This is a genomic window from Alteromonas sp. AWJ4_199, assembly GCF_056159165.1.
The window spans coordinates 1,660,688-1,684,516 of sequence record NZ_JBSWUR010000001.1 but is presented as its reverse complement, the minus strand read 5'-3'; the positions used below and the strand labels follow the sequence as shown (position 1 = coordinate 1,684,516).

The window sequence follows — 23,829 nt, the reverse complement described above, 5'->3', positions numbered from 1 at the left end:
AATGGAACAGAGCAGTTATCTGGTATTTCCCAGTATCGACCCCGTTATCTTCAGTGTCGGTCCATTAAGTGTGCGCTGGTACGGCTTAATGTATTTGGTGGGCTTTATTGCCGCATACTTGCTGGCACAAAAGCGCCTTTCACAGACTAACTGGAGCCGTGAGCAGCTAAGCGATCTGCTTTTCTGGAGCTTTGTGGGCGTGATTTTGGGGGGGCGCATTGGCTATGTGTTCTTCTACCAGTTTGGCATGTTCTTAGACGACCCTCTGTATCTATTTAAAATTTGGGCGGGTGGAATGTCTTTCCACGGCGGCTTGTTAGGGGTATTAGTAGCCCTGTTTTGGCGTGCGAAGTGTATGAATACCACCTTCCTTCGTTTAGGGGATTTCGTTGCACCACTGGTGCCCATTGGCTTGGGGGCTGGTCGAATTGGCAATTTCTTAAACGCAGAGCTATGGGGGCGCACCACGGACGTACCTTGGGCTGTTATTTTTCCTAACGCAGGTTATGTTCCTCGTCACCCGTCTCAGCTATACGAATTTGCGCTAGAGGGCGTGTTGCTCTTTATTATCCTATGGCTTTATTCTGCCAAGAAGCGCCCGGTAGGGTCGGTGAGTGGTTTATTCTTGCTCGGTTACGGTAGCTTTAGGTTTATCGTTGAGTACTTCAGAGAGCCTGATGCTCATATTGGCTTATACCAAATGGGCCTAAGCCAAGGGCAACTTCTTTGTTTACCTATGATAGCTTTAGGAATAGGATTAATAGTCCGTGCTTATATGCGCGGGAAAGACCGTGTTGAACAACAAAAAATATAAGAATAACGATGAAAGAATATCTCGCATTAATGCGCCATGTACGTGATACGGGTGTGAAAAAGGAAGATCGAACTGGTACAGGTACATTAAGTGTATTCGGCTATCAGATGCGTTTTAATTTACAGGAAGGTTTCCCTTTGGTGACAACAAAGAAGTGTCACTTAAAATCAATCATTCACGAACTACTTTGGTTCTTAAAAGGCGAAACAAATATTGCCTATTTAAAAGAACACGGCGTAAAAATTTGGGATGAATGGGCTACCGATGAAGGCGAGCTTGGCCCTGTATATGGCCATCAATGGCGTAGTTGGGATCGCGGTGACGGTACCTCTGTTGACCAAATTGCCGAAGTGGTAGAGCAAATTAAAAATAACCCTGATTCACGTCGTCTCATCGTTAGCGGCTGGAACCCTGCGGTATTGCCTGATACTAGCTATTCACCCAAAGAAAATGCGGCAATGGGCAAGCAGGCGCTTCCTCCATGCCATACGCTTTTCCAGTTTTACGTTTTAGAAGGAAAGCTAAGCTGCCAGCTTTACCAGCGTAGCGGTGATATCTTTCTTGGCGTTCCGTTTAACATTGCAAGCTACGCACTGCTTACCATGATGATTGCACAAGTATGCGACCTAGAGCCGGGTGATTTCATCCATACTTTAGGTGACGCACACTTGTATTCAAATCATCTTGAACAGGTAGAACTTCAGCTTAGTCGCGAACCGTTTGCCCGTCCGACGATGGAAATTAACCCAGATATAAAAGATATCTTTGGTTTTTCATACGATGACTTCACGCTAAAGAATTACCAGTCACACCCGCATATCAAAGCCCCTGTCGCTATATAAGGAGTTACCATGAGTACTCCAATCTTGATTTGCGATGACTCAGGCTTCGCAAGAAGGCAGATGGCGCGTAGTCTACCTGATGGCTGGGACGTAGATATTTCCTTTGCGGAGAATGGCGAACAAGCCCTTGAGCTTATTCGGGAAGGCAAAGGCGACGTGGTTTTTCTTGATTTAAACATGCCGGTGATGGATGGCTATCAAACTATGGAAGCTATCCGTCAACAGGATTTACCGTGTTTAGTGGTAGTGGTCTCCGGCGATGTCCAATCGCAAGCGCGAGAAAAAATGCTTGCCCTGGGTGCTTTAGATTTCATTCGAAAGCCAATTGATAATGAAAAGCTCAGCCACATCTTATCTTCCTACGGTATTTATAATGGTGAGAGCCATTCATCAGGGGCTAGTTTACAAAAGGCGCAGAGGCAAAGTGAGTCAAGTGCGCTTAAAGTCAAGGGCCCAACGAGCAACGAAGAGCAGTTAGATGCATGCCGTGAAATGGTCAATATCGCCATGGGTCGCGCGGGAGAAAATCTTGCCCAGCTGCTAGGTGAGTTTATTGACTTGCCCATACCTAATGTTAACTTAATTGAAAGCAACGAACTGTCTATGGCGATTGCCGAGATTAATCGTAATGACAGCGTTTCTGCGGTTTCTAAAGGGTTTATTAGCGAAGGTATAAGTGGTGAAGCTCTGGTTATCTTTAACGATACAAATACGCAAAACATTGTTGAGTTGTTGAAATACCCTTCGTCGGCATCGTCAGACAAGCTCGCTCTCGAAGCCCTTATGGACGTGTCGAATATTCTTATAGGCGCTTGTTTAAATGGCTTGTCAGAGCAGCTCAACGTCGCTTTTAGTCATACGCATCCTATTTTACTCGGCCGGCACCAAGGGTTATCAACGCTTCTAAGTGATAACGTACAGCGCTGGGGAAAATTAATGGCCATTGAGATTGGCTATGCGATAAAGTCGAGAGATATTTCCTTCGACCTTCTGTTGTTGTTTCCCGGTGATGCTATGAATCACATTTATGCACGGCTGTTCGATGATGGCTTTATAAAACAAGACAAGGGAAGTCTATGAATGCTTCAACTGGTACACTCGCTGCAGAAACCCTCGTTAGTTCATCTCACGTACCTGCAGAATTACTCGACTCAATTGAAGTAGGGATTGCGGTAATTGATCGCAACTTCAACGTGCAGGTCTGGAATAAATTTCTTGAGGATCATAGCGCTAAGAAAGCGAACGCTATGGTTGGGACTAGCTTGTTTTCTCACTTTCCTGAAATAGAAGAGAAGTGGCTTAGAACCAAAGTTGACCCTGTATTTAATTTAAAAAGTCCGGTGTTTATCATTTGGGAGCAGCGCCCTTACTTATTAAAGTTCGATTGTAATCGTCCGGTTACTTGCGCCGCTGAGTTTATGTACCAAAACGTGACCATCTTCCCTATTGTAGATAAAAGCGGACGTGTAGAGCGGTTCTGTATGCTGGTTTACGATGTGACCGAGCAGGCCCTGGGCAAACTGGGAATGCAGCATCTTAACGAAGAGTTGAAAACCGCAAGCCGAGTCGATGGGCTTACAGGGTTATTTAACCGCCGTTATTGGCAAGAGCGCTTTGATGAAATGCACAAGTTGTGTGTTCGGCGAGAAAAGCCTAGCACAGCCCTTATGTTAGACATCGACCACTTTAAGCGCATTAATGACACCTACGGTCACCAGGCAGGCGACAAAGTCATAAAAATGCTTGCTGCCCTGATTAAACGTTGTGTACGGGAAACCGATCTGGCGGGGCGTTATGGCGGCGAGGAGTTTGCAATTATCCTTAACGATTCAACGGTAGACGATGCAAAAGCGGTAGCCGAGCGTATCCGACAATTTGCACAGCGTTTGGTGGTTGAGCATGAGGGCGAATCAATAAACTTCACTGTAAGCCTTGGTCTCGCCCAGTTCTCTCCCGACTTTAAAGAACCGATGGCCTGGCTTGAATGTGCCGACCAAGCCCTTTACCAAGCCAAAGAAAATGGTAGAAACCAGTACCGCATTTACCGCTTAGACCAGAGCGCACTTTAGGAAAGCGCAAGGCGCAAGGTATTTCTAAGTTCCTGAAAGGTAACCGGCTTTACAAGGTGATAGCGAATGCCCGCTTGCAGTGAAGCCTCTTTATCATTTCGGTGGGCGTTAGCGGTAAGGGCAATTACAGGGAGGGTAGGGTGCCCTTCTTTCATTATTTTTGCTACTTCCAAACCGTTAATATCTGGCAGGTTGATGTCGAGCAACACGCAGTCAAAGACTGTTTCGTTAACTCGGCTAATGGCATCGTCGCCGGTATAACTCACCGTCACATTGTGACCCATACTTTGTAGCATATACTCCACCATCTCGGCGTTAATCGGTTCATCTTCAACAACTAATATGTTGGCCTTAGCTACATCTTTTATGACTTTTTTATTATTTACCGTTAGTTGATGAATGGCGTCTACAAACCGGTTTCTGTCGATGGGTTTAACAAAGCTCTGATATATGGGTAGCTCGCTGTTGGCGATAATATTTGCAATATCCGGTGTTGCCGATAATACGATGACCGGTGGCACTCGCTCTCCGTAAATGGCGCGCAGTGTTTTCACCAATTCAAGCCCATTCATCCCAGGCATATATAAATCGGCAATAATGCCCGAGAATTGAAGCACTTCTTCGTGAAGGTTCAAAAGGTTGGCGCCAGACGAAAATGCTCTTACGCTATACCCTTCTCTGGTAATAATGGACTGAAGGTGAAGCCTTGATATTTCTAAATCGTCGACAACCGCGAATTTGGCATTTGAAGGGGTAGATGACACCGATGGTGAATCTTCTAGGGGCTTTATAGGCAGTGCTATTTTAAATTCCGAACCGACGCCGACAGTACTATTAACCTGAAGAGTACCGCCAAGTCTATCAATACTGCGCTTGGCTACTGATAAGCCAATTCCTGCACCTGGGTAGCGCTGGCTTTGCGAATGCTCTCCTCTATAAAAGCGCTCAAACATGCGTTTCTGTGTACTATCATCAATGCCAATGCCAGTGTCATTTACGATGATTATTAGAAATATCCCCTTGTTTTTAACGAACGTTGTGACGGTTACGTCGATTAGACCCGTGGACGTGAACTTGACGGCATTGTCGAGAATATTTGTAACGACTTTAGAAAGAGCCATAGGATCGGTTTCAGCATAGCTAGGTACGCTATGACTGCAGTGCATGTTGAACTCGAGTTTTTTGTCTTTAATTCTAATCGAAAATGGGGATATGCATTCGTCTAACAAGCTGATCAAGTCCACCTTTGCAAGTTGTAGGTCATCCTCTATGTGATTATTGAGTATATCAGTAAGGTTGTTGGTTAAATTTAGCAGTCGATAACTGGATTGCTCTGCTTGTTGAATTAACCGAGTACGCTGATCTTCCAAATTAGGAATAAGCTCTAAGGCACTAATTATGGCGCTAATCGGGGCCCTAAACTCATGGCTGATAAGCTGTAAAAACTCTTTGCTCTGTAGGTCTTGATCATTATCAGCAATAGCAAGCCGTACCTTTGACTTGTTGAGTTTTCGCAGAGATTTCTTGGGTGAGCTTTTACTAATAATCCACGCACCAAGATACCAAAGAACCAGAACAACTGCGCCAAATAAAGTGGTTATCAACATCTTTTGCCGCAGTGCCTGTACACGGAGTAACGCCGCATTTTCTTCCGCTTGTAAGGTGCTTAGAAGAGGAAGAAGGCTAAAGCCATCATCAATATAAGGCTTCATTTCAGTAGGGGGGAGCGCCATAAGCGTATAAAGCAATATTCGCGTTGTTTTGGCGCTTTCTTCGGCTGTGGCTCTATTTAAACCTTTATATGCCTTTGTAAACTCTTCTTTAGAAACGGGCGCAGGAGCGTCGCTGACCCTCCATCTGTCTTGTAAATATCGATGTAACCCCTGGTACGTTACCTGTAACTGATGGGCTAGAGCGGTATGATTGCCATTATCGCTTTGAGTTTGTCTATTGAATTGGTGAATTCGATGTTCAGCGGTAATTATACTGTCTACTAAATCACTCTTTTGCTCAAGGTTAGTAATGGAAGACTGCTGTTTGGTGTTTAACACAAACAAGATTGAGATAATAATGGCCGCGAAAAACATAGCCGTGGCGTTTACTTTTGAAAAGGTAAAAGCGGCAAATGCCAATGATGACTTGCGTTGCGGTGGATCAGCCTTGTTTGCGCTCAAATTTCTTCCTTGCAAGAGTTTGTATTAACTACCTTCTTTAAATGTAGGCAACTAATACAAACTTGCAAGGTCACTAAATGTAGATAGCAACAGGGTGTAAGGAATTTATGGCGCTTCGACGCGCTTTATGTGCTCTCTTATGGAATATAAAAAGCAAAGGCTTGGGACCACCATGACAGCGGTCAAAATGAAAAACAAACTCCAGTTTCCATTAAGACTATCGACAACTAAACCACTGCTAGAAGCAACCAATGTTCGTCCTGCAACACTTAGTGAGGCCATAAGTGCATATTGAGTTGCGCTAAAAGCGCGGTTACATAAGAGTGATATAAAGGCGACCATGGCAACAGTGCTCCATGCTCCGGTAAAACCATCGACAATTACAGTGATGGCTAACAGTGAAGTTGAAGGTCCTGTTTGTGCGATAAGAGCAAACAGAAGGTTTGAAGCCGCCATGGCAACACCAGCAATCATAAGCCCTCGGTAAATACCATAGCGGATGTTCACTAACCCGCCAAGTAAAGAGAATATAATGGTCACCCACCAGTTAAGTAACTTTGAGTAAGTGGCGATATCGCTATTTGAAAAACCCACTTCTTTATAGAAGACGATGCTCATACGACCTAAAAACGCTTCTCCAATTTTAAAAAGAAAAATAAACAGTAAGAATGAAGCAGCCAGCTTGATGCCATTGCGGTTAAAGAACTCCGAAAATGGTGTTATGAGTGTTGTTCTTATCCAGTTAATTGCTGTAGAGCTGTTTGCGCCTACATCCGTTACTTGCTCAAGCAAAGCTTCCCTATTAACTGCGGGTTCATTAGCAAACCAGGTAGCTACTGCCAAAGAGGCCATAATAGCGCCAAGTAATAAGTAAATATCTGGCCAAGTCCAGGAAGTGAGGTCTGCTAAGAAAAAGGGGATAGCGCCAAGGCCACCGTAGCCCGTCCACCATCCAGCTGTTGCTACTGATGAGGCAGCAGACATACCATCTTTATCTTCTTTTTCAATACAATCAATACGAAAGCCATCAATAGCAATATCTTGGGTGGCAGAAGCAATGGCGATGAGTAAACCAATCAAGGCTACGTAGAATAGGTCTTGGTTTGCGGTAAGTTGGGACATGGCCAGACACAGGAAAACAACAGCGCTTTGCATCAAAAAGATCCAACCGCGTCTTTGTCCTAACAACGGCGGCTTAAGCTTATCGACAAGGGGCGACCATAAAAAATTAAATGAGTAGGTGGCGAAGATGATACCGAAAAGACCAATAGCCGAACGCGATAAACCTTCATCTTTTAGCCAAGCCGATAACACTGAACCAATCATGATCCAAGGAAAGCCGCTGGAAATGCCAAATAGAAAAATCGCTAGATAGCGTTTGTCGTTGAACGTTTTTAATGCAGTAAGCAATACTTCGGCCTTCGGCGTTGACTCAAAAGTGTATTGAGCCATGAACCATTGTGTTTAGCAATAAAACTGTGGGGGCATGATGAAATTTTAAGCGATACGTTTTAACCCAAGGGGGGAGTATACCGTTGTAAGTGAGCGGAAATTAGGGGCGGATCCCGACGCAATCCAGAGGGCAGTGCCCTAAACCTTCCAGAAAGTTAACACAGTTTGTTAACTCATCAACAAGAAACTGGTCTTTTGTTAGTTTATCTTCATTCCAGTAATGCACTTGATGAAGCAAATGCCAAAAAACACGCTCTTTTTGCGTATATGGCTGGGTTAATGTGCATTCAATTTGCCCCCATTCTTCCATACTATCCCAAAAGAATAGCTCGATCTCCTCGATAGGAAGCTCTCCCTGCCAAAATGCTCGCAAATAGAAACACAGCTGTTTCGCTTTGTTATCTACAAAATCTTGAACATTCACAAGCCACTCAACCGTCGTTGTTTGCTAAAAAATAGTATAGTCCATAACAAGATTACCATTGACTTCAGCACCCCATTATTCGTGTGAATAAAGGTAGGTAACTGTTTTGGATACTGATTTAGCCTAATCCCAAGATTGAGGAATTACCAGCCTAGATGTCTGGTCCAGCCTATAGTGCTATTTGCAACCATTTGAATATAAGACGTTTTTTCAATCGCCTTTATACTAAAGATTGAAGAATTATTTGGAATGATAACTTGCCTGTAGTGTAACTTTAGTTCATTTTTCGCTCTAACTTTTCTTTTCATTGTGGTGATGCCCTCCCAGTCATTGAAGTCGCTGAGGGTTAAGTCGAGCACAGGAAAGTTCGCTTTCGCTATGGTATCAATCACTAAATTGTTTGTATTTTCCTCTGGCCAAAACGGTGAAATAGCCACAAACGTGTCAGGCTGTAAATTAGGCTGTGTTTCTATAGAAGACAGGTAAGTGGTAGCAAGCATACCTTGCGCGATTACCATGCGATATCCGGTTTTGTCTTGTAAATAATTATCTAAAGCGTTGAGCTGCAATGTCAGGGCTTCTGTTGCCGCTTCAAAGTTGAGGTATTGCGTCAGTTGGTTACTTCGAGGGTGAATGACTAGCGCAGTTTCAGTCGGTGACGAGGCTTCCTCTGTCAACATTTCGCTGTCCTGTTCACCACTGGTTTCGGCGTTAGACGAGCTTATGGGCATATTGAAAGGGCTTATGATGACGTTCCAGCCTTTATCAGCAAGCATGTTAGCAAGGCTATTTCCTTGCGCCAAAGTAAGGCTAGACGGAAAGGGTTCAGTAAGCACGATAGCAACACCTAAGGGAAGCGGTGTTTTTGACTCAACTTCAATGATTGGGGCTTCCATTTCGCCTATCATAAGGGCTTTTACTTCACCTGGCAGATAAGCATTTTTTACGTCCGTAAAAAAGTCGCAATGAGCCGTCATAGGCAGCAGCGAAACAATCAATGCATAGGTTAAAAGGAGAGCGTGCCTTTTCATAAAAAATGGTATGCCTTTAACTATCACCTTGATACGGACAGTTTTGCCAGCATCAAATCAGTTTATAAACGAATTCGTTCTATTAAGATTATCGGCAACGCCCTTTAAAACTAAAATAATGTTGTTTAATAAAGGCCGAGACGCATTAAGGGGCTACTCAATGCGCTCTGAAAGTGGAGGTGGGCAATACGGACTAAAAGGGATGGTGACATTAAAGTGCAGCCAATGACCAAGTATTGGGTGGGAAAAACTCAAGCTTTCTGCATGTAGCTGTAAGCGAGAGGCCATGGATAGCGCTTCTTCATGGGCATAAAGTCTGTCCCCTAAAATAGGGTGGCCTAAAGCAAGCATATGCACGCGCAGTTGATGAGAGCGACCTGTGATGGGATAAAGGGCAACTAAAGAGTAGGGCAATCCATTTTCATCATGGTTACGCTCGACAACGTCAAAATGCGTCACTGCTTTCTTACCGCGCTCGAAATCTACCATTTGCTTCGGTCTGTTCGGCCAGTCGCAAATAAGGGGAAGGTTAACTTCTCCGCTGTCTTGTTCTACATGCCCATGAACTCGGGCGAAGTAACGTTTTTTAGTTTGCCGAAGTTCAAACTGTTTCGAGATATGGCGATGGCTGTCTTTATTGAGCGCCAGCACCAAAATACCTGAAGTCGCCATGTCTAAGCGATGTACTACTGTGGCGGTGGGATAAACACGGTTCACCCGGCTGATCAGCGAGTCTCGGTGCTCTAATGCCTTTCCTGGCACGCTTAACAGCCCGCTAGGCTTGTGCGCTACCACCACATCCTCATCTTGATACAGGATATCAAGATAAGGCGTCATAGGCGGGTTATAAACAAAACTCGGGTTTGCCATTATGTACTCGTTACTTCAACGTTGTTCTTTCAGTGCTTAACATTTTGCATTTACGGGTTGTTCACCACAATACGTATTGCGTCTAGCTGAACATCAGCTTCCTGAATGACCTTATCGAGCGCATTCATTTGCGTTTCAATAAATTCAATTTCGCTATCGCGCACAGCAGGGTTGCGCTTTTGAAGATCGCGTAAGCGCTGTATTTCATCATTCAATGTGCTATGCATATCGTTAAGGGCATCATGCTGCTTTTGGTTAGCTTGCTGATGAGCAAGCTTACGCGCCTTTTCTATGGCAAGCTCAAGCGGCTGTTGCAAGGCTTTTAGAAGCTGAGCCGAGATCTTACGTCCAATTTTACGCTTAACGTCGAAGCTTAATTCAGACGGGTTTCCTTGCGCATCTAAACACACTCGCACAGGCGTTTGAGGTAAGAAGCGACCCAACTGAAGCGCTTTAGGCGCTTGCGCCTGCAGCACAAACAACGCCTCAACCCAATAAGCGCCTTTTGGCAAAGACGGCTCGGCAATGAAGCCCATGCTGCTCTTTCCGTGTACGTCGGTGAGTACTACGTCCATGGCGGTATGCACAAGTGGATGATCCCAACTTAAAAACTGCACGTTTTCTAGCGTGGTGGCAACACGGCGCTTGTAAGTAACCGTCATGCCTTCTGGGTCAAGACCTGGAAGCTGGCTCACCATCGACTCGGTTGGCATAAGAATAAAGCAGTCATTGCCTTTTTCGTCCTGCTGAACACCAATAGCATCGAATACGCGACCCATAAAGCGCGACAAATCTTGTTCGCTATCAAGGGTAATAATGTCTTCAAGCAGTTGTTCTACGCGGCCCTCTCCCGAAGCATTAAGCTCTAGAAGACGATCGCGACCGGCTTCAAGCTGCGCCACTAGCTGACTGTTTAGCGTAACACTCATGTTCACAAGCTCGTCAAGGGCGCTCATATCGTCAGGGTGTAAGCAGGCGCCAATAAGCAAAGGCTTAACGTCGTCGAACACGCCAGAGCCGGTTGGGCAGGTCTTCTCAAAAGCATTCAGCCCTTCGTGATACCAATCTAGTAATACGTGCTGCGCGGTTTTCGCTAAATACGGCACGTGAATTTGTACGGTTTGGGTTTGGCCAATACGGTCAAGGCGACCAATACGTTGTTCAAGCAGATCTGGCGTGATAGGCAAATCGAACAGCACCAAATGGTGAGCGAACTGGAAGTTACGACCTTCGCTACCAATTTCACTACACAGTAGAATTTGTGCGCCGTCTTCCTCATCAGCAAAATAATGGGCCGCCTTGTCGCGTTCAACAATGCTCATGCCTTCGTGGAATACACTATGGCGAATTCCGGTTTGCGTGCGAATAACCTCACCTAATTCTTGCGCTGTACGGGCGCTTGCGCAAATAAGCAGAATCTTTTCTGGCTTAACGCTTTGCATGAAATCAAGCAGCCATTCAACGCGCGGGTCTTGCTTGGTCCAGCTGTTAACCACGCTTGCCATACGTTCAGGATACAGTGAATAGGTTAAGTCGCCGCCACTCACGGCATCTGAATAAACCTCGGGCAAAGCCAGTTCGTAAGCGCTTAATTTACGCATCGGAAAGCCTTCGATATTGGCGCGGCGGTTTCTAAACAGCATACGACCTGTGCCGTGACAATCGATAAGTTGGTGCAGCAACGCATGGCGATTTTCCGGCGCACTTAAATCACCCGCATGTTCCATTACGTCAGGCGCGAATTCTGCGAGTTTGCTGCGTTGTTTGTCGTTAGGCTCGGCGTCTGAAAGTAATGGCGCTACCGCATCGGCCAGTTGGCTGTATTTCGATTCTTCATCTAAGAATGCATCGTAGCTATGGAAGCGAGCCGGGTCGAGCAGGCGCAAGCGGGCAAAGTGGCTTTCGTGACCAAGTTGATCAGGCGTGGCGGTAAGCAGTAATACACCAGGTGTTTGGTTTGCCAGCGCTTCCACACAAAGGTATTCGGCAGAGGGAGCCTCACTTGACCACGCAAGGTGATGGGCTTCATCGACAACCATTAAATCCCATCCTGCAGCTTGAATTTGCTGCTGGCGTTTTTCGCTCTTGCTTAGGAAGTCGATACTGCAAAGTACCAGCTGGTCGTTTTCAAATGGATTCACAGCGCTCGCGTTAGACGTTTCGTCATCTTCTAAGCCTTCGCTCTTTTCTATGGCTTCGCAGCGACTTTCATCGTAAATGGCAAACGGAAGGTTAACGCGGCGAAGCATTTCAACTAACCATTGGTGCATGAGCGAGTCTGGAACCAAAATAAGCACGCGCTCTGCACGGCCTGTTTTAAGCTGCTGGTGAATGATCAACGCGGCTTCAATAGTTTTACCAAGGCCTACTTCATCGGCAAGTAATACGCGAGGCGCGTGTCTGCCGCCTACCTCTGACGCAATGTGAAGTTGGTGCGGAATAAGCGATATGCGCGCACCTGCAAGACCAATGGTGTTTGAACGTAAGTAATCGTATTGATGATCTAAAGCACGCTCGCGCAAATCGAACCATTTAGGGTTGTCTAATTGCTGACTAAACAGGCGCTTTTCAGGTTGGTTCAAGCGAATGTGGCTGTCTAGCATGGTTTCAGGTAATCGCGCTTGCGCTTTGGTGTCTTCGCGAAGCCCGTGATAGATGAAAAGATCTTGGCTTTCTTCTTTTTCAGTAATGGTCATTTCCCAGCCGTCTTGGCTTTTGACCGTTTCGCCAATTTCAAAAATTAGTCGCGTAAGCGGCGCATCTTGCTTAGTATACTTTCGCGCTTCGCCTGTTGCTGGATACAACACTTCAACTGAACGGAAGTCGCTACCAATAACGACACCTAACCCCAGCTCTATTTCTGTGTTGCTTAACCAACGCTGACCAACTGAAAATTGACTATCTGAACTCATAAATCACCAACCTATTTTTCGGGGGCGGTATTGTACGCATTGCGTTGTGATAAGTCATTAATACTAGACCATTGGTTGTCATTTTTACTACATGGGCGAAGAGGGGGTCTGATGCATCTGAAAAAGGTTTTCAATTCCTTGAATGGCTTTTGCTGCATCATCACTCGTTGCACTGTTGATGGCTTTTATAAGCTCAGGTGCATGGTATCGTTCTAACAAGTTTAAGAACGTCGCTGTGCCAGGCGGCATACCATTATTCACTGCTTTTTGAAGTCGCTTCCATACAGTGAACAGCGACTCCTCACCTAACGTTTTTTGTTGCACCACGCTATCGATGGCGCGGTGCATTATCATCCCGCATGAATAATAAAGATTGAAGAGCCCGTTTTTATAAGCACGAGCCAGCGTTGTCTTCGCCAGCCCTTCAGTACAGCTCTCGAAAGCGCGGGTCATTCGGCTTTCAACGTAGCTATTGACGTCTTCGTAGAGGAAGTTCATGGCGATTGCCGCAAAGTAGTCGGCGTTGCCCTCGTGCAGCCAAGACTGCTCCTCGTTTTCTGATACACCTTCGGTACTGCCGGGCTGATATAAATGGGCGACTTCGTGAGCAAAGAACCAAAGTGTTTGGTTAACAAAGCTGCTGTTATCGGCCTGCTCATTTAAGTCTTGTCTGTTCCAATGCATAAATATCTGGTTAGGTAGTGTGCCGCCTTGTGTAGAGTGATCGTTTACGTTTGCATAAGAGGCAAGTAACATGGGCTTTTCGCCCTTAAGCGGATTAAGAGAATGGGAGAAAAACGCCATCATGTTGGGTATATCTTCTTCTAGCGAAGCTTTAATGTTTTCAGGAAGCCCGGGATCAATTAGGGCAACTACATCATCGGTAATAATTGGCTGTTGCCTACCCACATACACGGCTCTTCCATCATTGTTATCTGTCCACGACACGCTGCTTTTCATTACTTTGCCATTCAACACTATGTGCTCATCACTGGGAACATTGAGTGTCAGCTGCCATTTGTTATCTTCTTCAGTACAGGCATTAGCACAAGCAAACAGTCGCCCAGAGTGAAAGGCATTTCCACCATCAGAAAAAGGAGAAAATGGTGCGTAATCTTTTCCCAAGTGTTTATAGGTGGGCGTCAGTAAAAATGACACGGTAGAGAGGGGCTTGCCTGACTTCGAGCGCACAAGCTCTTGGTGTTTGACGTTATCAAAGACGATTTCTATGTCGTTGTCTTGCGCGAACCAACGTGTTGTTCTTGATGTATCTGGGTTTCTAACAAAAGCCAGCGTTTTGGCTGGCGTAGTTAATGTGTAAGTGACTACCCATTTTTCAGACGTGTCAGCCGTGCTTTTCTCAATGTTGATTAGAATGGTAGAAAGGGAAGAATCATTGTGCGCTTGGCTATTCGCCCATGCAACTTCAACGTTAAAGCACGCTAGTAGCGCTAACGTCATGCTTATGGCTGTTTTTATTTTTGTGATGTTAAGCCAATTCATAGCTGATCTTTCCCTGAGTGTTATTAATTTAAACGCATCCACTTTATTGGGGGTTGTGGCATTGGGTTAGCCCCCGTGTTTAATTCACTGCTTCAACAAGTACACCTTAGCGTATTTGGGTATTAAAAACGCAGTTAAAACTACGCTAACTGTCGTTAAAGTGTGAGCATTTGTTACGAACCAAGTATGCCAGTTTCTTCTTTTTATCAAAATGGAGCGCTGTGCTATCTCATATAACGTGAAGGGACTGTTCGCCGCTTCTCACTTGCTCTAACGAAAAATAAAAAAGAAAAAACAGTGCTAAATCTCAAAAACTGGATTATGGTGGAATTAAGGGTTCGCTAATTTAACAAACGAACCTTTGAGGCAGAATGAGTAGTACTGCTTCTCAGTCGACGCGAGTAGGGGAAGAAGTCCTGTTTCGAGCGGCATTCTCCTACAACCGTAACTGTAGCTTGTTAGCGCGTGCGTTCATAAATGAACAATACGTCTAACCTGGCTTTATTTACCGGAGTGAAGGATGCCAAAAAAAAATTCTACCGATACTAAGATTTACGTCCTCGATACCAATATTCTGCTGCACGAACCTCACGCTTTTCTCTCCTTTAAAGAACATGATGTTGTTATTCCAATGACCGTATTGGAAGAACTCGACTACATCAAAGACAGCAAAAAAGATGTGGCGCGTGATGCACGGGTATCCATTCGGGCTATGGAGGATTTACTCCACGACGCAACGCCAGAAGATATGCTAGCGGGTGTATCGATGGAAGGGTTGGGCGCGGGTCAAACGGCACCTACAGGGAGTCTATCTATATTCGCCGACCTCAACATGGTTGAGGCTCAGCAAGTGTTTACCAGCAACGAGAATGACAACCGCATTATTAACGTAGCGCTGCACTTGCAAAAGACGTTCGCGCCGCAAAAAGTGGTGTTGGTTACCAAAGACTTAAACATGCGCCTTAAAGCGAAAGGGGCAGGCCTCGCTCATGTTGAAGACTACCGCACCGACCAGCTAATTACTGACATCAAATATTTATCTCGCGGGTTTCATACCTTTGAAGGTAATTTTTGGGATAGCGTAAAAAGCGTGGATAGCCGCAGCGAAGGGCGCGACACCATTCACACTATCCCCAAGTCTATGTTGCCAGAAGCGTATGTAAACGAGTTTTTGCTCGACGAAACGAAGCAGTTTGCAGGTTTAGTAGAAGAGATCACCGACGATCATTTAGAGGTGTTGGATTTAGGTTACGAACGCTTGATGGGTCGTCACGCCTGGGGCATCACACCCAAAAATATAGGGCAGGCCATGGCGCTTCATGCGCTGCTAGACCCACACATTGACATGGTTATTCTCACAGGCCCTGCCGGTAGTGGTAAAACGCTCCTTGCGTTAGCGGCAGCCCTTGAAATGGTGGTAGAGCGTAACATGTATGACAAAATCATTGTTACGCGAAGCACGCCGGAAATTGCTGAGTCCATCGGCTTCTTGCCGGGAACGGAAGAAGAAAAAATGTTGCCTTGGTTGGCAGCAATTACTGATTCTTTGGAAGTACTTCACAAACATGACGAAAATACCAAAGGCTCTATGAACTACATCATGGAAAAAGCCAACATTCAGTACAAGTCGGTGAACTTCATGCGAGGTCGAAGCATTCAAAATGCCATAGTGATATTGGATGAGTCGCAAAACTTAACGGCATCACAGCTTAAAACCATCATCACACGTTGTGGTGAAGGAACGAAGCTGATAGTGGGCGGTAACTTGGCCCAGATTGACAGTAACTATCTGAGCGCCGTGACCTCTGGGCTTACTTACTTGGTTGAGAAGTTCAAGGACTTCTCGGGCAGTGCCACCATTAACCTAGACGGTGTAGTAAGAAGTCGACTAGCGAGCTTTGCAGAAGAAAACCTCTAGCGAGTAACTCTTCCCAAGAATTTTATTTGAAGCGCCTTAATCGAAAAGGCGCTTTTTATTTTTACATTCAGTGAAGACATACTTCCAATACCCTAAGGAGGGATAAATCCTATTACTCGACGGTTTCCACTTGATAGCGCCCGGTGACAATGTGGCGTTCGGTATCTTCAGATACTTGTCCAAATGGAATAAGTGCCGGGCCAGTTGGATCATAGAGCACGTAGGTGTCTCCCTCGTGCTGTATAGTTCTGTCATCTGCCTTAGGCGTCAATGCAATACCGAGCAAGGCATGATTTGGTAAAAATACCATGATCATTTTTGTAGAAGGTAAAAACGCGCGCACCATTGAAGACGCCAGTACTGCCTTACTATCGCAATCACCAAGGTTCTGCATAAGTACGCTTACAGGGGGCGCATAGCCAGAGCCATTACTTACTACTCTGTCTTCCAAAGTGTCGTAGGGGATACTTTGAAGCCAGCTAAGAATGAGCGAAAAATAGGCCCTAGAGTCTGACTGTGAAGCCACTTTTTCATAAAACGCTTGTGATGCTGCTACTAAAGGCTTTACCGACTCAGCAACATATCGCACGTGGTCTGGTTTTACCGCCTTTTGATTAAACAAGGTTGTAAAGCGGGTAAAGTAATGGTCTCGCAAGTACTTATCGTACTCTTGTTGCTGAATAGCTTTTAAATTGCTGAGTATTTCTTCAACTTGCGCTTCGTCTGAGCCTGTAACCTGGATATCAATAGACTCTCGTTTGGGTGTTATCTTCACACGCGCAACTTTAGGGTCTATTTTTTTTGCTTCTTTGGTTAATGCAACAATGATGTATCGCTGTGCTATTTTCGGTTTGTAATTCGCTTGCTGAGAGGGGGCTTCTTTTAATGCACTATTAGATAACTCAAAAGAAATAGATTGTCGCGTGTCATCGTTATCCAGCCATTCGTAGCTAAAATTTACCCCAGTATCCGTGTTAACTTTGCTGTATTTGAGCTGTTCGCCGTGTGCAGCAGCCACTAAACAGAGGCTAGAAAACAGCATAAGCATGCTGGCTGGTTTTACTGTGCTAAATCCGTGAAATTGAGACACGAATACATATTTTTTCAACGCATTTCTAATTACTGTCTGTGCACCGCACTTCACACTGTTTACCACATCATATCCCACATATTCATTACATTACTGAGTATGCGCACCTATGTGTAAAAAACAAGTTTATGCTGAATTTGGTCTAAGGGGATTGAGAGACGAAGCCACGTTAAGGTGTTCTTTGGATAAAACGCAGCCTTCGGCTGCTAGAAAAAATAAACCCCTCCGGAAAAAAGAGGGGTTTATCATCAATCTGAGGTGACTTATGTCGCCTATTCTTGAAACCAGTTCAACTCATCGTGAAGGCTTACTACGCTACCCACAATAATCAGTGTTGGCGGCTGAAGCTGCGCTTTTTCCTGCTTAGCCACAATGTCGTCTAGCGTACCGGTTAACACCTGCTGCTTTTCAGTGGTAGCTGACTGAACCAGCGCAATAGGTGTAGAAGCATCTAAACCGTGCTCAATCATTTTTTCGCAAATAATAGGCAAGCCTGTTAGTCCCATGTAAAACACAGCAGTTTGATTTTGTTGCGCGAGGGCAGGCCAGTTAAGGTCAATTGTGCCGTTTTTAAGGTGACCGGTGGCAAACACCACAGACTGTGCATGGTCTCTATGAGTAAGCGGAATGCCCGCATAGCTAGATGCCCCGCTTGCTGCGGTAATGCCGGGAACCACTTGAAACTCAATACCGTGCTGAATAAGGGTTTGAATTTCTTCTCCACCGCGACCAAATATGAATGGGTCGCCGCCTTTCAAGCGCACCACGCGATTACCTTTTTTCGCTTCATCAACCATTAGCTGATTAATATCGTCTTGAGGGAGCGTGTGATTGCTTTTAGCCTTACCCACATAGATTTTCTCAGCATCGCGACGCACAAGCTCAAGAATTTGTGGTGAAACTAAGCGGTCGTAAACAACAACGTCAGCTTTTTGCATTAAGCGAAGGGCGCGAAAGGTAAGTAAGTCTGGATCGCCAGGACCTGCGCCAACCAAATAAACCTGTCCCTCGACTTTTTTGTCTTCAGCGGCAGCCTGCAGCGCTAAGTCAAACGCTTCATCAGCTTTTTGGTCTTGGCCCTTTTCAACCATTTCTGCAATGTCGCCGTCAAGAACGTCCTCCCAAAAGTAGCGTCTTGCGGTAACACCGTTAAGCGTCTGTTTTACTTTTTCGCGGAATTTTTCAGAAAACGCGCCCAATCGACTTAAATTGGCCGGCAGAACAGTCTCTAATTTTTGGCGCAAATAACGCAGCAGAACTGGCGCAACACCGCCACTACTCATAGCAATGATAATAGGGGAGCGGTCAACAATAGAAGGGGTAATAAACTGGCATAGTGGCGTGTTATCTACCACATTAACCAACACTTTGTTGGCGCGAGCTAAGTCATGAATATGCTGGTTAACATCGCCCTTGTCGGTGGCAATAAACACCATGTCTTTATGGGTAAGGTCGCTATCTTCAAACTCACGTTCAATCAGCGTGACTTTCTCATTTAACGCTAGTTGTTTAACCGTGTCACAAACCCAAGGTGCAACCACGGTAATGGTTGCAGGCGTCTTCATAATAAGCTCTAGCTTACGGGCTGCCACTTCACCGGCCCCAACAATAAGGACATTGAGTTTTCTAGCGTCTAGGAATAGCGGAAAGTAATCCATAAAGGTTTTCTTAGCTTTAAATACAAAAAAAGAACTGACACTATTTTGCGCCAATTCTTTTTAATAAGAAAACAACGAAAACAGCCTTCATATTGCAATTAGTTATATAAAGGCTGAATGTGTTGCTATTTAGTTCTTACGCTTACGGTTTTCGCGATCTCCGCGATTGCCACGGTCTTCACGGTTGCCGCGAGGCGCTCTGTCGCCGCGATTACCACGATCGCCACGACCTTCTCGCTTAGCTGGTGGCGTATCAGACCATTCGCGAATATTTAAACGCTGACCCGCAACACGGGTGCCCTGCAGCGTATCGCGCGTTTCCTTTGGCATGCCATCTGGAAGGTCAACCGTGCTGAAGTTGTCATAAATTTCGATAGCGCCAATGTGCTTCGAGTTTATGTTTGCTTCATTAGCAATAGCGCCAACGATGTTACCAGGCTTAGCGCCGTGAACATGACCCACTTCAATACGGAAGCGCTGCATGCCTTCTTCTGGCTTGCGGTTACCACGTGGTACTCTTGGCTTTCTTTCGCGTCCATCACGAGAGTTTCTATCACGATTATCGCGCGGAGGCTTGCTATTGATATCTGGTCGATCCGATTCTTTAAGAATTAACGGCTCATCACCTTGCGCAATTTTAAGTAGCGCAGCCATCAAGACTTCGGGCGATGCTTCGTTTTCTTCTTTGATCATCTCAACGATTGGCATTAACGATTCAATGCTATCGTCTTGAGCAGCTTCGGCAACCGATTGTTTGAAACGGCTTAAACGTGTCTCATTGATTTCGCTGATTGAAGGAATAGGCATCGCTTCAATAGGCTGCTTAGTGGTTTTCTCGATAGAGAACAACAAGCGTTTTTCGCGGTGAGAGATAAATAGGATTGCATCACCTTGACGACCAGCACGACCAGTACGACCAATACGGTGTACGTAAGACTCACTGTCATACGGGATATCGTAGTTGATAACGTGACTTACACGCTCAACGTCAAGACCACGGGCAACTACGTCAGTAGCAACGAGGATATCAATTTTACCTTGTTTAAGCTTTTCAACAGTACGCTCACGGGCAGCCTGAGGAATATCACCGTTTAGCGGCTCTACATCGTAACCACGGGCAGACAGTTTATCTGCTAATTCAACAGTAGCTGTTTTCGTACGTACGAAAATGATCATACCGTCGAACACTTCTACTTCCATAATACGCGTTAGCGCTTCAAGTTTGTGGTGTGGTGCAATTTGGCAATAGCGCTGGCGAATAGTGCTAGCCGTACTTACCTTAGACGCAATTTTAACGTGCTTAGGGTCTTTTAAGTAACGCTGAGTAATTTTCTTAATTGGACCAGGCATAGTTGCCGAGAACAGCGCAGTTTGGCGCTCTTCTGGTGCGTGGCTAAGAATAAGTTCAACGTCATCAATAAAGCCCATGCGAAGCATTTCGTCAGCTTCGTCTAACACTAAGAACTTAAGTTCGCTTAAGTCTAGTGTTTTGCGCTTTATATGGTCGATGATACGGCCTGGTGTACCCACAACCACTTGAACGCCGCGCTTAAGCTGGCGAATTTGGTTGTCGTACGACTGACCGCCGTATACTGGAAGTACTTTAATTTTTTGACTAAAGCTCGCATAAACCTGAAACGCCTCTGCAACCTGAATAGCTAGTTCACGGGTTGGGGCCAATACCAGTAATTGCGGCTTACGTTGCTCAGGATCGATATTTGCCAACATAGGCAGGGCAAACGCAGCGGTTTTTCCTGTCCCTGTCTGTGCCTGACCGAGTAAATCGTGCCCTTCAAGAATAAGAGGAATACTCTCAGCCTGAATAGGAGACGGTTTCTCGTAGCCAACTTTTTCAAGGGCTTGTAAGATTGGTTCTGGTAAATTGAGGTCTTTAAATGTCATGTCGACAGTTGTTGTCATTAAGGGTCCTGGTGCATTAAGTAAGGAGGGTGCGGCATACGACTAAACCGTACTTTTTCGGTTTATTATCGCAAGACGCTATACAGCGTTGAACTGGCCTGTCCGGCGAGTTAATGAAGCGTATTCTTAGCGTATTTCGCGATATGCTTGCCAGCAGTGTTGCAAAAAACCGTATTATATTCGAATAATGGACAGGTTGCCACGAAATTGCACAAATTCGATGAAATAATAAGCAGTTTAGTCAGTGCTTTTGACAAAGAGCAGGTATGTGACGACAAAAATCTGAGGAAGGGCAAGGAATTACAATGACAAAGCATAGAACTAATAAATTAATTAAACGGACCACGTTAGCGGTAATGTTAACCAGTGCACTTTTGTCAGGGTGTAGCGAGAAGTCGATGGAAAGCCATTTGGCTGATGCGAGAAACTATGCCTCTCAACAGCAGCTTGATGCCGCCATTGTTGAGTACAAAAACGCTATTCAGAAAGGCCCTAATGCGGCCGAGCCTCGTTTTGAGCTAGGAAAACTATACCTACAACAAAACAATTATGCGGCGGCAGAAAAAGAACTTAACAAGGCAATGGATTTAGGCCATCCCGTTAGTCAAGTTATTCCATTGTTATCTGTGGCCTATCAACAGTCAGGAGCGGAAAATGCCCTCGCTGAAGTAGATTATCGCGCAGAAGGAATGACCGCGGTAGAATCAGCAGAAGTGGGCTTTTATAAGCTTCAAGCACTGTTGCAGCTTGGTAAAAAAGAAGAGGCGCAAGCGCTTCTAACCGATCTTTCTACCCTAGATACCAGTTCGGTTTACAAAGGCCTTATTGATAGTTATGCCTTTGTGCTAGAAAACGATATGGAAGGCGCATTAGCTGCAACAGAAGCCTTGCGCGAGCAAGCGCCGACCAACAAAGACGTATTGCAACAACTTGCCAAAATTTATCTGCAAAATGGCGAACCAGAGAAAGCTGCAGAGGTATATAGCGTTTATGTTAGACAGTTTCCAGATGACGTTACCAGCAAATTTGCGTATGCCGCGCTTCTCATTGAAATAAGAGATCTGGATAAAGCTCAGCCTATTGTGGATGATTTGTTGGTGCTAAACGAAAACCATCCGCTGCTAAATACGTTCAAAGGCATTATTGAGTCGGCCAACGAAAATTACGCGAAAGCCCTTGAGCACTTGGAAATAGCCGTTCAAAACGGTAGGAGCGATCAGGTTGTGCGTCTGGTTGCGGGTTTTAGTGCATATCAAATACAAGATTTTGAGGCGGCCCAGCGGCATTTAACGATGGTGGCGTCTAGCTTGCCTGATAATCACCCTGGTCTTCGAATGCTAGCAGACAGCATGCTTCAACTAGGTGAAAACGATGAGGCTCTTGAAGTGCTAGCAAGAGTCGAAGGTGAACAAGGTGTTGATGCTGCCTTGTTTTCGAAAGCCAGTTACCAATTGCTTAGAGAAGGCAACGTTGTTGGCGCTCAGCAGATGATAGAAAAATCAGAAGGGGTCAGCACAACAGCCGAAGACTTATCTCGTTTAGGTGTGTTACAACTTTCATTAAACGACATTGATGGATTAGTAAATCTTGAACAGGCGGTTGAGCAAGCGCCTGAGTCTGTTACTTCACAAGCAACCTTACTGCGCGCCTACATAGCGACTAACCAGCTTGAAAAGGCAAAAAGTGCGGCAAAAGAGTGGCATGAAGCGTCGCCACAGACAGCGGCTCCCTTAATTTATTTGGGAAACATTGCAACGGCTGAAGGCGCTTATCAAGAAGCGGCGCAGTACTTAGACAAAGCGAGCGAGCTTAACGACGCTGGTAATGAGGTTACGTACTCCAGAGCTAAATTGCTTGTCGCCGAGGGCAAGAAACAAAATGCAGTCGCGTTTATCCGCGCTTTTATCGACGAGAACCCTGCTGACGTTCAAGCGCTGGCGCTATGGTTTGGGTTGGCAATGGAAAATGGGAATGCAGATACCGTTCTTAAACATGCACAAACGCAGTTTAATGCTAATGAAGACGATATAAACCTACGCCTTTTACTCGCGAGAATGTATTCACTAACTAGCCAGTTAGACAAAACTGTATCGCTTTTAGCCGATGTTGAAGGTGACGAGTCATCTCCTCAGACTTTTTGGAACTTAAAAGGTCAGGCTCTAATTGCTACGAACAACGTAGAAGATGCAACGGCTTTCTTTGACCGCTGGCTATCATTTTACCCACAAGATAAAAATGCGGTATTAGGAAAGCTGCTTATTGTCGACTCACAAAAGCAATTCAAGCAAGGTCTAGCGTTAACAAACAAGGTGCTGTCTAAGCGCCCTGACCCCCAACTAACGCTTTTGAAAGCGTATTTTCAAAGCCGTCTTGGACAGTCAAAACCGGCATGGGAGATCATCAACAGCGTCTCTGATGATGTTAAGGCATTGCCGTTCGTAAGGGGCGTTATTGCCCGCTTACACCTTATAGATAAAGCGCCAGAACAGGCCGTTGACCACGCAAAAGCGGCTTATGACGCTACTTCAAACTCGGACAATGCTTTGCTGTTAGTTGCCGCCCTTGAGATGTCAGGGAAAAAAGAGCAAGCATTTAGCTTTCTACAAAAGCACGTAAATGCGCACAATAACGACGTACAAAGTGCAATGTTGTTAGCTGAGCGTCAAATAGGTAATGATAGAGCCGCAGCTATTGATACTTATGAGCTTATACTTACAAAAACGCCTGATAATTTTGTGGTGCTTAACAACTTGGCGTATTTAGCATTTGAAGATAAAGACTTGAAGAGAGCAGAAGAGCTAGCGAAAAAAGCGGTATCGCTGCAGCGAGAAAATGCTGATGCTGTGGATACATTGGCTCAGATTTATATCGCTAAAGGTGAGAAAGAAGAAGCGCTAACCCTTTATGAGCAAATATCGACAGGGTCCATTGCTAGCGATGAAGTGTATTTAAATCACGTCGCCTTATTGCTTGAACTTGATAAAAAAGAGTTAGCAAAACGACGCTTAGCAAGTAGGGAGTTTACTTCTGAAGCCGCGAAGCAAAGAGTAGAAAACCTCAAGCATCAATACGGCGTGTAAGGCGCTTTAATAAAGGTTTAGCTAACCCACTTAGCTTTCTTTAGTAACAAAAAGTGAAACGAAAGAAGGCCA

The 23,829-nt window shown here is 45.3% G+C and carries 16 protein-coding genes; 6 read left to right on the top strand and 10 right to left on the bottom strand.

The features are described from left to right. Nucleotide 1: 1 nt before the first annotated feature. From lgt to ACXAER_RS07280, 4 genes are read left to right on the top strand one after another with little or no spacing between them, the layout of a single operon-like run. Nucleotides 2–814 carry a prolipoprotein diacylglyceryl transferase gene (gene lgt, locus ACXAER_RS07295; protein ID WP_474827951.1) on the top strand — a complete coding sequence of 271 codons (813 nt, stop codon included), beginning with the start codon at nucleotides 2–4 and terminating at the stop codon, nucleotides 812–814. An 8-nt stretch (nucleotides 815–822) separates the two neighbouring features. Beyond that, nucleotides 823–1,656: a thymidylate synthase gene (locus tag ACXAER_RS07290; RefSeq protein WP_474808842.1), complete on the top strand. Its 834-nt coding sequence runs from the start codon at nucleotides 823–825 to the stop codon at nucleotides 1,654–1,656. Between the two features lie 9 nt (nucleotides 1,657–1,665). Further along, complete coding sequence (locus ACXAER_RS07285) at nucleotides 1,666–2,736, top strand: response regulator (RefSeq protein ID WP_474827948.1); 1,071 nt, start codon at nucleotides 1,666–1,668, stop codon at nucleotides 2,734–2,736. Continuing rightward, nucleotides 2,733–3,725, top strand: a complete 993-nt coding sequence (locus ACXAER_RS07280; protein WP_474827946.1) for a GGDEF domain-containing protein — start codon at nucleotides 2,733–2,735, stop codon at nucleotides 3,723–3,725. The genes ACXAER_RS07285 and ACXAER_RS07280 overlap by 4 nt, the downstream gene beginning before the upstream one ends. Here ACXAER_RS07280 and ACXAER_RS07275 read toward each other — a convergent pair. From ACXAER_RS07275 to ACXAER_RS07245, 7 genes are all read right to left on the bottom strand, one after another. After that, nucleotides 3,722–5,899, bottom strand: coding sequence for a response regulator (locus ACXAER_RS07275; RefSeq protein ID WP_474827944.1), 2,178 nt, complete (start codon nucleotides 5,897–5,899; stop codon nucleotides 3,722–3,724). The genes ACXAER_RS07280 and ACXAER_RS07275 overlap by 4 nt on opposite strands. A 105-nt stretch (nucleotides 5,900–6,004) precedes the next feature. Further along, the gene (locus ACXAER_RS07270) at nucleotides 6,005–7,351 is read right to left on the bottom strand and encodes an AmpG family muropeptide MFS transporter (RefSeq protein WP_474827942.1); all 1,347 of its coding nucleotides are present in this window, start codon (nucleotides 7,349–7,351) and stop codon (nucleotides 6,005–6,007) included. Between the two features lie 100 nt (nucleotides 7,352–7,451). Next, a complete protein-coding gene (locus ACXAER_RS07265) occupies nucleotides 7,452–7,775 on the bottom strand; it encodes a hypothetical protein (protein ID WP_474827940.1) in 324 nt (107 codons plus the stop codon). Between the two features lie 143 nt (nucleotides 7,776–7,918). After that, nucleotides 7,919–8,806 (bottom strand): DUF3530 family protein, encoded by an 888-nt coding sequence (locus tag ACXAER_RS07260; protein WP_474827938.1) that lies wholly within the window; start codon nucleotides 8,804–8,806, stop codon nucleotides 7,919–7,921. 153 nt (nucleotides 8,807–8,959) lie between these two features. Beyond that, entirely contained in the window at nucleotides 8,960–9,676 is a 717-nt protein-coding gene (gene rluA, locus ACXAER_RS07255) for a bifunctional tRNA pseudouridine(32) synthase/23S rRNA pseudouridine(746) synthase RluA (RefSeq protein ID WP_474827936.1), read from the bottom strand. Nucleotides 9,677–9,726: 50 nt separating this feature from the next. Continuing rightward, on the bottom strand, nucleotides 9,727–12,588 hold the full coding sequence (gene rapA / locus ACXAER_RS07250; RefSeq protein WP_474827934.1) for an RNA polymerase-associated protein RapA: 2,862 nt from the start codon (nucleotides 12,586–12,588) through the stop codon (nucleotides 9,727–9,729). 87 nt (nucleotides 12,589–12,675) lie between these two features. Further along, the gene (locus ACXAER_RS07245) at nucleotides 12,676–14,091 is read right to left on the bottom strand and encodes a gluzincin family metallopeptidase (RefSeq protein ID WP_474827932.1); all 1,416 of its coding nucleotides are present in this window, start codon (nucleotides 14,089–14,091) and stop codon (nucleotides 12,676–12,678) included. A 520-nt stretch (nucleotides 14,092–14,611) separates the two neighbouring features. On the opposite strand from ACXAER_RS07245, the gene ACXAER_RS07240 reads away from it, so the two are divergent. Then, on the top strand, nucleotides 14,612–16,009 hold the full coding sequence (locus tag ACXAER_RS07240; protein ID WP_474808821.1) for a PhoH family protein: 1,398 nt from the start codon (nucleotides 14,612–14,614) through the stop codon (nucleotides 16,007–16,009). 112 nt (nucleotides 16,010–16,121) lie between these two features. Here the strand turns inward: ACXAER_RS07240 and ACXAER_RS07235 are convergent, their stop codons facing one another. The 3 genes from ACXAER_RS07235 to ACXAER_RS07225 form a co-directional block, all read right to left on the bottom strand. Beyond that, nucleotides 16,122–17,165, bottom strand: coding sequence for a hypothetical protein (locus ACXAER_RS07235; protein WP_474827929.1), 1,044 nt, complete (start codon nucleotides 17,163–17,165; stop codon nucleotides 16,122–16,124). A 206-nt stretch (nucleotides 17,166–17,371) separates the two neighbouring features. Next, nucleotides 17,372–18,757: a siroheme synthase CysG gene (gene cysG / locus ACXAER_RS07230; protein WP_474827927.1), complete on the bottom strand. Its 1,386-nt coding sequence runs from the start codon at nucleotides 18,755–18,757 to the stop codon at nucleotides 17,372–17,374. Between the two features lie 129 nt (nucleotides 18,758–18,886). After that, nucleotides 18,887–20,677: a DEAD/DEAH box helicase gene (locus ACXAER_RS07225; protein ID WP_474827925.1), complete on the bottom strand. Its 1,791-nt coding sequence runs from the start codon at nucleotides 20,675–20,677 to the stop codon at nucleotides 18,887–18,889. Between the two features lie 305 nt (nucleotides 20,678–20,982). Here ACXAER_RS07225 and prsT point away from each other — a divergent pair, with 305 nt between their 5' ends. After that, nucleotides 20,983–23,757, top strand: a complete 2,775-nt coding sequence (gene prsT / locus ACXAER_RS07220) for an XrtA/PEP-CTERM system TPR-repeat protein PrsT (protein ID WP_474827923.1) — start codon at nucleotides 20,983–20,985, stop codon at nucleotides 23,755–23,757. Nucleotides 23,758–23,829 lie beyond the last annotated feature (72 nt).